The 11,553-nt window shown below is 64.5% G+C and carries 8 protein-coding genes; 2 read left to right on the top strand and 6 right to left on the bottom strand.

The window, feature by feature from the left end; genetic code table 11:
- Window positions 1-122: 122 nt before the first annotated feature.
- Window positions 123-1,790, bottom strand: a complete 1,668-nt coding sequence (gene rhlB, locus AC1VXC_RS20190; protein ID WP_481539967.1) for an ATP-dependent RNA helicase RhlB — start codon at window positions 1,788-1,790, stop codon at window positions 123-125.
- 196 nt (window positions 1,791-1,986) lie between these two features.
- Between rhlB and trxA the strand changes: the two genes are divergently transcribed.
- Together trxA and rho are read left to right on the top strand one after the other, a co-directional pair.
- The gene (gene trxA, locus AC1VXC_RS20185) at window positions 1,987-2,316 is read left to right on the top strand and encodes a thioredoxin TrxA (RefSeq protein WP_057628040.1); all 330 of its coding nucleotides are present in this window, start codon (window positions 1,987-1,989) and stop codon (window positions 2,314-2,316) included.
- A 225-nt stretch (window positions 2,317-2,541) separates the two neighbouring features.
- Window positions 2,542-4,305, top strand: coding sequence for a transcription termination factor Rho (gene rho / locus AC1VXC_RS20180; RefSeq protein ID WP_481539966.1), 1,764 nt, complete (start codon window positions 2,542-2,544; stop codon window positions 4,303-4,305).
- 188 nt (window positions 4,306-4,493) lie between these two features.
- Here the strand turns inward: rho and aceK are convergent, their stop codons facing one another.
- From aceK to AC1VXC_RS20155, 5 genes are all read right to left on the bottom strand, one after another.
- Complete coding sequence (gene aceK, locus AC1VXC_RS20175) at window positions 4,494-6,224, bottom strand: bifunctional isocitrate dehydrogenase kinase/phosphatase (protein ID WP_481539758.1); 1,731 nt, start codon at window positions 6,222-6,224, stop codon at window positions 4,494-4,496.
- 459 nt (window positions 6,225-6,683) lie between these two features.
- Window positions 6,684-7,100 (bottom strand): roadblock/LC7 domain-containing protein, encoded by a 417-nt coding sequence (locus AC1VXC_RS20170; protein WP_313495060.1) that lies wholly within the window; start codon window positions 7,098-7,100, stop codon window positions 6,684-6,686.
- Entirely contained in the window at window positions 7,093-7,641 is a 549-nt protein-coding gene (locus AC1VXC_RS20165; RefSeq protein WP_313174438.1) for a GTP-binding protein, read from the bottom strand. Before AC1VXC_RS20165 ends, AC1VXC_RS20170 begins: the two co-directional genes overlap by 8 nt.
- Window positions 7,638-8,606, bottom strand: coding sequence for a hypothetical protein (locus AC1VXC_RS20160; RefSeq protein WP_313174436.1), 969 nt, complete (start codon window positions 8,604-8,606; stop codon window positions 7,638-7,640). Before AC1VXC_RS20160 ends, AC1VXC_RS20165 begins: the two co-directional genes overlap by 4 nt.
- A 250-nt stretch (window positions 8,607-8,856) precedes the next feature.
- Window positions 8,857-11,088, bottom strand: coding sequence for an NADP-dependent isocitrate dehydrogenase (locus AC1VXC_RS20155; RefSeq protein WP_313401376.1), 2,232 nt, complete (start codon window positions 11,086-11,088; stop codon window positions 8,857-8,859).
- Window positions 11,089-11,553: the final 465 nt, after the last annotated feature.

The following is an 11,553-nucleotide window of genomic DNA, read 5'->3' as shown; positions in this document are numbered from 1 at the left end:
GAGCCATGCTCGGCAAGGGGCTGTATCGGGAATGCCCCTGCCGAGCATGGCTCGGCACTACCGTTTTGACCTTGCTGGTAGAGCCCTGCCGAGCATGGCACGGCACTACAGGCTCGCGGCTATCAGCTGCCCGACAGCATCCGGCGTATCTTGCGGCCCAGGCGGGTCAGGAACGAATCGCTGTCGTTACCGGCACGCATCGGCTTGGCCTGTACCTGCACCGGGCCGTTGTTGTTGGCTACTGCCGGTGCTGCTGCACCTTCGGCACCCTCAACCGGGCGACCGTGGCGACGGCGGCGACGCTTGCGCGGTGCGCGCTCGCCTTCCACTGCCAGGCTGTTGGCGGCATTCGGTGCACCTTCGGCGGCCGGACGCGGCGGCTTGGGCGTGCCATCGGCCTTGGCCGGGGCGCCTTCGACGCGCGGCTTGCGCGGGCCACGCGGCTTGCCGTCGGCGCTGCGTTCGCCACGGCGTTCACCGGGCTTGCCACCGCTGCGACCACCGCCACGACGGGCTTCATCAGCGGCCTTCTGCTCGCGGGCTTCGCGGAAGATGGCACCCACGCTCTCGCCTTCTTCGCCTTCCGGCAGCGGCGCACGCTCGGGACGCGGCAGCGCGGTCATCAGTTCGGCGGTAACCGACTCGACCGGAATCTTCTGCTCGATGTAGGCCTCGATGTCCGGCAGGCTCATCGCATAGCGTTCGCAGGCGAAGCTGATCGCGTCACCTTCTTCGCCCAGGCGCGCGGTACGGCCGATGCGGTGCACGTAGTCTTCGGCGTCGAACGGCAGGTCGTAGTTGTAGACGTACTTGATGCCGTCGATGTGCAGGCCGCGTGCGGCCACATCGGTGGCCACCAGGATTTCCAGCTGGCCCTTCTGGAAGCGGTTGAGCAGGCTCTCACGCTTCTTCTGCGGCACGTCGCCGGACAGCACGCCAACGCGGTAACCGGCCTTTTCCAGCGCGCGTGCAACGCGCTCGACGAACACCTTGGTGTTGACGAACACCATGGTGCGCGCGCCTTCGCTGCGCGACAGCAGACCGATCAGCAACGGCAGCTTTTCTTCGTCGGCCGGGAAGTAGATGCGCTGGCGGACGCGGTCGGCGGTGATGCTTTCGGTCTCCACCACCAGCTTCTGCGGCTCGTTCATGTGCTCATAGGCCAGCTCCAGCACACGGTGGCTGAGCGTGGCACTGAACAGCAGGGTCTGGCGCGTGGTGCGCTCGGGCATGCGCCGCAGCAGGAAACGGATGTCCTTGATGAAGCCCAGGTCGAACATGCGGTCGGCTTCGTCCAGCACGCAGATTTCGCAGGCATGCAGCGACACCACCTTGTGCTGCTTGACGTAGTCGATCAGGCGGCCGGGGGTGGCGATGATCACGTCCACGCCCTGCTGCAGCAGCTCACGCTGCTTGTCGTAGTCCACGCCGCCATAGACCAGCGCGAAGCGCAGGCCGGTGTCGGCGGCGAACTTCATCGCGTCCTTGTGGATCTGGATGGCCAGCTCGCGGGTCGGCGCCAGGATCAGCGCGCGCGGATCTTCCGGCTTGCGGTCAGCCAGCGCCGGACGGGTCAGCAGGCGGTTGGCGACGGCGACCAGGAAGGCCAGCGTCTTGCCGGTACCGGTCTGGGCCTGGCCGGCGACGTCGCCGCCCGGCAGAGCCACCGGCAGGGTCAGCGCCTGAATGGGGGTGCAGCGGGTGAAACCCGCGCCTTCAAGGCCTGCCAGCAAGGTCGGCTGCAGGTCGAAGGAGGAAAATGTCACGTCGGTTAGCGGTTTGTCGCTCATTGATTTCGTCTTTGTAGTGCCAGCCGGTCAGTGTGGCCGGGCAGCTTGCATCGATTCGGGCACCGTCGCACACTGCGGCCCCTGCGCCGGGTCGCGCGACACCTGGGCCCTGCCCACTGTCCGCGCAATGCCCCAGTTTACCGCAATGCGACCGCCAACCCGGCATGGGCAGTCGCATTGCACCAGGAGACTCCAAGTGAGCGATAAGGTTTTACACGTCGGCGACGCCGACTTCGACAGCGCCGTCCTGCAATCGAGCGAACCGGTCCTGGTGGATTTCTGGGCTGAATGGTGCGGCCCGTGCAAGATGATTTCCCCGGTCCTGGACGAACTGGCTGACGCCTATGACGGCAAGCTGAAGATCGCCAAGGTCAATGTGGACGAGAACCGCGCTACCGCGATCAAGTACCACGTGCGCTCGATCCCGATGCTGCTGCTGTTCAAGGATGGCCAGATCCAGGCCACCCAGATCGGTGCGGTTGGCAAGGGCCAGCTGAGCCAGATGATCGACAAGGCGCTGGTCTGATCCAGCACGGTCCGGCGGCCCCGCGCCGCCGGCCACCGGGCCAGCCTGACCGCGGCCCAACAGGGTTTTGCAGGCGCTTGCACCGCCGCGCTTGGCGGTGTTAGTGTCGCTACATCCGGCAGCATTCGCGTGCCGCACCCTCTGGACGGGTTCTCGTCCGGACCATCCCAACCAGTTCGCAGCCCCGCAGGGCGCTCGCACATCCAAGCGAGAGGAATCAAGCACTTGTCCGAGAACACTCCTTCCGAAACCGGGAGCACCGACGCTCCTGTCGAGAAGCGCGTGCGCAAGCCGCGTGTTGCCAAAGCCGTTGAAAGCGCCGACAGCGGTGCTTCCGCCCCCGCCCAGCCGGCTCTTCCGTTGCCTGCCGCTCCGGCCGCTCCGGCACCGGTAGCCGCCGCCCCGGCGCCCGCCCCCGTTGCTCCGCCGCCCGCGCCCGCCGCGGCAGCGTCCAGCAATGAAGGCCAGGCCCCGGCAGCCAGCGCCGGCGACAACAACACCTCGCAGGGTGGCCAGGACAACGGCGAAGGCAACAACAACCAGCAGCGCTATGGCCAGCAGAATCAGCAGGGCCAGGGCCAGGGTCAGGGCAACCGCCGCGACCGTTTCCGCAACCGTCGCGACCGTGACCGCAACCGTCAGCGTGACGACAACGGCATGGGCAACGAAGGCGGCAACGACAATTTCGTCCCACGCCAGATGCCGAGCGTGCCGGAAGGTTTCCCGGTCTATTCGCTCAGCGACCTGAAGAAGATGCCGGCGCAGAAGCTGCTGGAGATCGCCGAGCAACTGCAGATCTCCGAAGGCGTCGCCCGTGCCCGCAAGCAGGACGTGATCTTCGCCCTGCTCAAGGTGCTGACCCGCCACGGCGACGGCGTTGCCGCCGACGGTGTGCTGGAAATCCTGCCGGACGGCTTCGGCTTCCTGCGCGCTGCCGAAGCCAGCTACCTGGCCGGTCCGGACGATACCTATATCTCGCCCAGCCAGATCCGTCGCTTCAACCTGCGTACCGGCGACCATCTGTCGGGCCGCATCCGCTTCCCGAAGGACGGCGAGCGCTACTTCGCGCTGTCGATCGTGGACACCATCAACGGTGAGCCGATCGAAGCCTCGAAGAACAAGGTCCTGTTCGAAAACCTGACCCCGCTGTTCCCGCGCAAGCGCTTCACGCTTGAGCGCGGCAACGGCTCCTCGGAAGACATCACCGGTCGCATCCTCGACCTGATGGCACCGCAGGGCAAGGGCCAGCGCGCCCTGATCGTCTCGCCGCCGAAGGCCGGCAAGACGATGATGATGCAGCAGATCGCCACGGCCATCACCACCAACCACCCGGAAGTGCACATGATCGTGCTGCTGGTGGATGAGCGCCCGGAAGAAGTGACCGAAATGCAGCGCACCGTGCGCGGCGAAGTGGTCTCCTCGACCTTCGACGAGCCGGCCGCGCGCCACGTGCAGGTTGCCGAAATGGTGATCGAGCGCGCCAAGCGCCTGGTCGAGCACAAGAAGGACGTGGTGATCCTGCTCGACTCGATCACCCGCCTGGCCCGCGCCTACAACAACGTCGTGCCCAGCTCCGGCAAGGTGCTGACCGGCGGTGTGGACGCCAACGCCCTGCACCGCCCGAAGCGTTTCTTCGGTGCGGCACGCAACGTCGAGGAAGGCGGCTCGCTGACCATCATCGCCACCGCGCTGGTTGAAACCGGCTCGAAGATGGACGAAGTGATCTACGAAGAATTCAAGGGCACCGGCAACAGCGAAGTGCACTTGAACCGTCGCATCACCGAGAAGCGCGTGTACCCGGCCATCGACATCAACCGCTCCGGCACCCGCCGCGAAGACCTGTTGATCGAACCGGAGCTGCTGCAGAAGATCTGGATCCTGCGCAAGCTGCTGCACCCGATGGACGAAATCGCGGCGATGGAGTTCCTGTTGGACAAGATGAAGAACACCAAGTCCAACGACGAGTTCTTCGGTTCGATGAAGCGCTGATTCCGGTTGGAATTGGCTGCAGGCAAAAACCCCGCGCAAGCGGGGTTTTTGTTGGGTGGCGATTGAGCCGACAATGTCGGCTTCGAGGCTTATGCACCACCTGTAGTGCCGAGCCATGCTCGGCAGGAGCATTACCGGTAAAGCCCCTGCCGAGCATGGCTCGGCACTACGATTGCGCTTGACCGCTATCACGCCAGCCGCAGCGCACGCGGGTACGGCGGTGTATCCGGGTACAGTCCTTGCCGGAATCCAGCCTGTAAAGCCTGCCACCAGCCCGGATCGAACAGCTCACCAAATTTCTCCTGCACCACATCCAGCGACGCCCGCGGCAAGCCCATGAACAGCCCGAAGCGCTCAGGGAACACGTCATTGGGCGCAACGTGGAACCAGGGCTCGGCCGCCATAGCCTCTTCCTCGCTGCGCGGCTGTGGCCACTGGCGGAAGTTGCATTCGGTCACCAGGCACAGTTCGTCATAGTCGTAGAACACCGCGCGACCGTGCCGCGACACTCCGAAGTTCTTCAGCAACATGTCGCCGGGGAAGATGTTGTTGCACGCCATGTCACGGATGGCCTGTGCGTAATCCAATGCAGCCGCGCGCGCCGCATCGGCGCCCTGCTCACGCAGGTAGAGATTCAGCGGCCGGAAGCGACGCTGCACGTAGCACAGCGCGATTTCCACTTCGTCACCATCGATGCGCACGCTCTGGCTGCACCCTTCCACCAGCTCCTGCAGCAAGGCCGGTGCGAAGCGCTGCCGCGGGAAGCGCAGATAGCGATACGGCTGCGCGTCCAGCAAGCGTCCAATACGATCAAGATTGAACACCAGCGCGTACTTGTCTTCCACATCTTGCCGGCTCATGGCTTTCGGCCAGGCGAAGCGATCGCGGATCAACTTGAACACCAGCGGGTAGCTGGGCAAGGTGAATACCGTCATCACCATGCCCGGTGTGCCATCAGCGTGCACCAACTGCTCATTATCGTGCTGCTGGAAGTGGCTGAAGAAGGTGCGATAGCGCTCGGTCTTGCCCTGTTTGGCCCGGCCCAGCACGGTGTAGATCTCATCCACCGGCTTGCCCGGCAGGATGCTGCGCAGGAACACCACCGCATCGGCCACGGTGGGCAGATCGACCTGGAAGTAGCTGCGTGAGACGCCGAACAGATGCGCCACATCGCGGCGGCGGCTCAGCACCGCCTCCGCGCGGATGCCGCTGCCATCGTTGACCAGCGCGATCACGCATGGCGAGAAGCGGTGCTCGCCAAACACGCGCCCTACGAGATAGGCGCGGCGCTCGCGATAGAACACGGTCTGCAACAACTCGATAGCACGCACCGGATACGGCCCCCAATGCGAGAGATCATCCTGCAGCCGCACCGCGATGGCCGCCGCACAACGCAGCTGGTGCGTGTACGGCAGGTCGAACGCATAGTCCGCCAACAAGCGTGAGAACGCTTCGGCCGGGCGCGCCTCGGACACTGCATAGACATGCCGCGCGACCGGATGGGTGATGGCATCGGAGGGCTCGATGTCCAGCGCCATGAATTCGATGCTGTCATCCACGCCATGGGTGGCGAACAGGCGCCGGGTGAGCGTGTTGTAAAAGGTTTTGTAGAGCTCGCCGTCGATGCGGCCTTCGATCAACCTGGCAAATTCCTGCTTGACCTGCCGCCACAGCAGCCGCGCCTCGCCACTGCCTTCCAGCAGCTGATCCAACTGGGTACGGCATTGGGCGACGCTGAGGTCGTACAGCTCGATGCGCTCTATTGCATCGGCTTTGGCGGCTGCCCAATCACGACGCTGGAAGCGCTCGCGGGCGCGTCTGCTGACCTGGGCGAAGCCATGGTGGTAATCCTCGAAGCCCTGCGCGATGCAGCGGGCGATGCTGTCGGCCAACGCGCTGTCTGTAGCCGACTCGGTCATGACGGCATGACCTGAGCTTGCTGAGGTGCTGGGTCAATGCAGGTACGAGGCAATCGCATGCGGGAGAACACCGGGGAGTTGCACTGACCATACGCCACTGGCCGCTGTTCGGGACAGGATTGGGGGCGGAGCTGTTCGTGGGTTGCGGGTTTCGCACCAGAAGCACCCCTCCCCAACCCTCCCCTGCGCTATGCGCAATGGAGGGGGTGGATCACTGCCATTTGCACGTTGCTCGCGAGCGCAAGCTCTGCCCCCTCCCTTGCGCATAGCGCAGGGGAGGGTTGGGGAGGGGTGCTTTGGCTTTGGCTTTGGCTTTGGCTTTGGCTTTTGCTTTGGCTTTTGCTTTGGCTTTGGACTTAGATTTAGATTTAGATTTAGCCCTTCTCCCGCCGGCGGGAGAAGGGTTGGGATGAGGGGAGCTTTGGCTTTGGTTCCAATGCAGCCACAGCTACCGCCCCCTTACTCCCCGGACAACTCCGCCTGGATCTTGCGCCCACACTCGCGTGCGCTCCACAGCACGTGGCCGATCACGCTGCGCTGGCCGCAGGCAGCCATCAGCAGCAAGGAGCCGCGAGGCAGTGGGATGGACTGCATCAACACCTTGCCTTCGCTGGCCTCCAGCAGCAGTACGTCCATTGTCCCCAGTGCGAGCTCCCGCCCCACCGCCGATGCCAGCGCCAGCATCGCACTTGTCATGGCGGCCAGGCGCTCGCCACTGGAAGTCTCCGTAGCCGCCTGTGCCAGGACAAAGCCATCGACACTGGCGACCACCGCGGCACGCACGCCATCCACCGAACCGGTGAACTCCTGCAACCGTTGGTCTATCGCGGCAACTTCCCAGTCCTCCAGCAGTGCTATCGCCTTTGCCTCAGCCATGAGCATCCACCAACGCAGCAGCCTCGACTTCGCCCATCAGCACATCCATCAGCAGCATCACCGCATCCTCCGAACGCGCATCGAATGGCACCAGTGGCAGCGGCCGGCCGGCGGTCTTCTGTGCCTGCAGCAGGCAGGCGTCAAGATCCACGTCCGGCATCAGGTCAAACTTGGAAACCCCAATCACCGCCGGAACCGTCGCGGCGTGCTCACGCAAGGCCAGCAGGTAGCGCTCCATCTCCTGCGCCACGTCGGGGCTGGAGGCGTCTGCAAGTATCACCACGCCACGGGCGCCCTGCAGCAGGACCGGCCAGATGAAGGAAAAGCGCTCCTGCCCCGGGGTGCCGTACAGGCGCAGGCGGTCCCCATTGGGAAGATTCACATCGGCATAGTCCATCGCCACCGTCGTTGCCAGCTTGGAAGAGCTGGCATCGGTGTTGAGTACATCGGTATCAATGACCGTGCCGCCGGCTACAGCGCGCACCAAGGTCGACTTGCCCGCCCCCATGGCGCCCAGAATCACTACCTTGTGTTCGATCATGCATGGGTCCCTGTGCGTTGACGAACGCTGCGCCACATCCGCGCCAGCAAGGCGCTGGCCCCGACCTTGACCGGCACCGGCGGCGGCGCAGCGGCCGGCTCCGGTACCTGCACGGTGGCATAGCCGCACAGGTAGGCCGAGCGCATGAAGGCGCGGGCCGCGTCGCTGTCCAACTCCAGCAACTCGGTGCATTCGGCCAGGGTGCAGGGCTTTTTAAGCAGCAGCGAGCATAGCCGGAAGCCATCGTGCTGATGCGCAAGCACGCGGAAGTCCGGCCAGCGCAGCAGGCTTACCCGCGCGTGCTGCTGCAGTCGTCGATCGAAATCTGTCCAATTGTCACCATGCTGTGCCATCTGCCAGAGCAGCGGCCGCAGCGGTTGCCGCGACAGGTTCTCCGCCAACGCCTGGAAACGCGCCAGCGACAGCTCCTGCAAGGCCAGCAACTCGAATACATCACCCAGTTGCTGGGCCAGGCTCGGCCCCTGTGCGGGATGCACGTAAAGCGGCACCATCTGGTCGTGTTCGAAATCAATCAGCAGCTGTGGTTGGCCCTGCAATGACAGCACCGCACGGCCCTGCTTTTCCTGCAACCGCCGCCGTAGCAGGCGAGTCACCTGCTTGGCACCGCTGGCCAGGTACAAACCATCGGTGGTGGTTGCTGCAGGTGGTGGTGCCAGCGCCCGTTGGATCTGCGCCTGGTCCAGATGCAGTGCCGTGTTGCTGCGGCCGTCGTGGACCGCACCCTCGTCATCGTGCAGCCACAGCCGCATCGCCGGCCGCTTGCTGGCCATGTGCTGGGCAGCACTGCGCAATGCCGGGGTATCGCGCACCAGCAGCAGGTCGCACTGGTCCAGGTCCACACAACGTTGCAGGCCCTCTGGCGGCAAACCCGCAATCTCCCTCAATCGCCCGAGAAGCGTCTGCTCCTCACGGGTGTCCGAGCCCACTACCAGCACCCTGGTCATGCCCTCTTCCCCTTTCGACGCGCCCGCGTCATGCGATTCCCTGCGTGTCGAATCAGGCTATTCCAGAAGCTGCATGTGAAAGGGTGATTGGACCCACACTTCGATTTTTCAGTGCAGCTTCCACTACTCGACCTTGGTCGTATCTACACGCCGTCATCACACCGAAAACAAGAAAGCCTGCATCCGCGCGGGATGCAGGCTTTCGATGTGTAACAGCAGCTACAACATGCTGCCGTCACTCTTACGTGGATCAGGCCTTGAGGCTGGCAATGGCCGCATTGAGGGTGGCGCTCGGGCGCATCGCCGGGCCGGCCTTGGCCAGGTCCGGGCGGTAATAGCCACCGATGTCCACGGCCTTGCCCTGCACCGCCGCCAGCTCGTCGACGATCTTCTGCTCGTTGCTGGTCAGGGTCTCGGCCAGCGGCGCGAACTTGGCCTTCAGCGCGGCATCGTCGTTCTGCTCGGCCAGCGCCTGTGCCCAGTACATGGCCAGGTAGAAGTGGCTGCCACGGTTGTCGATGCCACCGAGCTTGCGCGACGGCGACTTGTCGTTGTCCAGGAACTTGCCGTTGGCCGCGTCCAGGGCATTGGCCAGCACGCTGGCGCCCTTGTTGTCGTAACGCTGGCCCAGGTGCTCCAGCGAGGCGGCCAGGGCCAGGAACTCGCCCAGCGAATCCCAGCGCAGGTAATCCTCTTCGACGAACTGCTGCACATGCTTCGGCGCCGAGCCGCCGGCACCGGTCTCGAACAGGCCGCCACCGGCCATCAGCGGCACGATCGACAGCATCTTGGCGCTGGTGCCCAGCTCCAGGATCGGGAACAGGTCGGTGAGGTAGTCACGCAGCACGTTGCCGGTCACCGAGATGGTGTCCTGGCCCTTGCGGATGCGCTCCAGCGACACTGCGGTGGCTTCTTCCGGCGACAGGATGCGGATGTCCAGGCCGTTGGTGTCGTGGTCCTTGAGGTACTTCTCGACCTTGGCGATCACCTGCGCGTCGTGGGCGCGCTTGCTGTCCAGCCAGAACAGCGCCGGGGTATTGCTCAGGCGCGCACGGCTGACGGCCAGCTTCACCCAGTCCTGGATCGGCGCGTCCTTGGTCTGGCACATGCGCCAGATGTCACCGGCTTCGACAGCGTGTTCGAACACGACATTGCCGGCCTCGTCGGTGACCTTGACCACGCCATCGGCGGCGATCTGGAAAGTCTTGTCGTGCGAGCCGTATTCTTCGGCCTTCTGCGCCATCAGGCCGACGTTCGGCACCGAACCCATGGTGGCCGGGTTGAACGCGCCGTGCGCCTTGCAGTCGTCGATGACGGCCTGGTACACACCGGCGTAGCAGCGGTCGGGAATGATCGCCTTGGTGTCCTGCAGCTTGCCTTCGGCGTTCCACATCTTGCCGGAGTCACGGATCATCGCCGGCATCGAGGCGTCGACGATCACGTCCGACGGCACGTGCAGGTTGGTGATGCCCTTGTCCGAGTTGACCATGGCCACGGCCGGGCGCTTGGCGTACTCGGCGGCGATGTCGGCCTTGATCGCTTCCTGCTCGGCTTCCGGCAGCTGCGGCAGACGCGCGTACAGGTCGCCGATGCCGTTGTTGGCATCAAAGCCCACCTGCTTGAGCGTGTCAGCGTGCTTGGCCAGCACGTCCTTGTAGAACTCCTCGACCACGACGCCGAACATGATCGGGTCGGAGACCTTCATCATGGTCGCCTTCAGGTGCAGCGAGAACAGCACGCCCTGCGCCTTGGCATCGGCAATCTGTGCATCGACGAAGGCGGCCAGCGCCTTGCGGTTCATCACCGCGGCATCGACGATCTCGCCGGCCTTGACCGCGGTCTTCTCCTTCAGCACGACGGTGTTGCCGTCGTTCTGTACCAGCGCGATCTTCAGGCTGCCGGCGTTGTCGATGGTGGCCGACTTTTCGCTGCCGTAGAAGTCACCGCCGTCCATGTGCGCGACATGCGACTTGGAGTCGGCGGTCCAGGCGCCCATGCGGTGCGGATGCTTGCGCGCGTAGTTCTTCACCGACAGCGGTGCGCGGCGGTCGGAATTGCCTTCGCGCAGCACCGGGTTCACCGCGCTGCCCTTGATCTTGTCGTAGCGCGCCTTGATGTCGCGCGAGACGTCGTCGGTGGGCGCGTCCGGGTAGTTCGGCAGGATGAAGCCCTGGTCCTGCAGTTCCTTGATCGCGGCCTTGAGCTGCGGCACCGAGGCCGACACGTTCGGCAGCTTGATGATGTTGGCTTCCGGCTTGGTCGCCAGTTCGCCCAGTTCGGCCAGGTCATCGCTGATCTTCTGGTCGTCCTTCAGGAAATCCGGGAACTGCGACAGGATGCGGCCGGACAGCGAGATGTCGCGGGTTTCGACGGCAATGCCGGCGGTCGCGGTAAAGGCATCGACGATCGGCAGCAGCGACTGCGTGGCCAGGAACGGAGCTTCGTCGGTGAGCGTGTAGATGATCTTCGGCGTATTCGACATGGGGGCAAAAACTCTCTTGCTGACGGATGCGGTGCGTGGAATGGCAGCGGCGATGGGGCGGGCGCATGGCCATCCAGTGGGCCGGCGCGCAGTCCCTGCCCGGCTGCCGGGTGAGGAAACCCTCGCATTGTCGCGTTTTCGACCGGAGCGGGCAAAGCAAATCCATACGCCAAGGTAGGGAGCAGCTCGCCATCTGCCATGCGAGCTTGCGCAGGCCTTGTGCCGTCTTGGCTCGCGCTGTTTGCCGCAATGGTGGTCTCAGCTGCAACCACCCGCGCTGTACATGGACAGGGGTAGACAGTGCGCAAATAAAGGGGCGCGCACACTGCTGTTCACTGGAGCGAGGCAGGGTATGTTGCGTGTAGGAGCGGGGGGCGCCCCGACCCCGGGGGGTGGGCGACCCCCCTGACCGACAGTAGTACCCGGAGGGCCGCGGCGCGCAGGCCCACAAAAAAAAAACACAAG

Source organism: Stenotrophomonas sp. STEN033, assembly GCF_056856655.1.
Note: the sequence above shows the minus strand (reverse complement) of the source record. Positions and strands in the feature narration are given on the sequence as shown.

Bases quoted from the DNA above. Each gene is read 5' to 3' on its own strand.
- AC1VXC_RS20160 (WP_313174436.1), bottom strand. From the start codon at position 8,606: ATGACCAGGGTGCTGGTAGTGGGCTCGGACACCCGTGAGGAGCAGACG.
- rhlB (WP_481539967.1), bottom strand. From the start codon at position 1,790: ATGAGCGACAAACCGCTAACCGACGTGACATTTTCCTCCTTCGACCTG.
- AC1VXC_RS20170 (WP_313495060.1), bottom strand. From the start codon at position 7,100: ATGGCTGAGGCAAAGGCGATAGCACTGCTGGAGGACTGGGAAGTTGCC.
- aceK (WP_481539758.1), bottom strand. From the start codon at position 6,224: ATGACCGAGTCGGCTACAGACAGCGCGTTGGCCGACAGCATCGCCCGC.
- AC1VXC_RS20165 (WP_313174438.1), bottom strand. From the start codon at position 7,641: ATGATCGAACACAAGGTAGTGATTCTGGGCGCCATGGGGGCGGGCAAG.
- AC1VXC_RS20155 (WP_313401376.1), bottom strand. From the start codon at position 11,088: ATGTCGAATACGCCGAAGATCATCTACACGCTCACCGACGAAGCTCCG.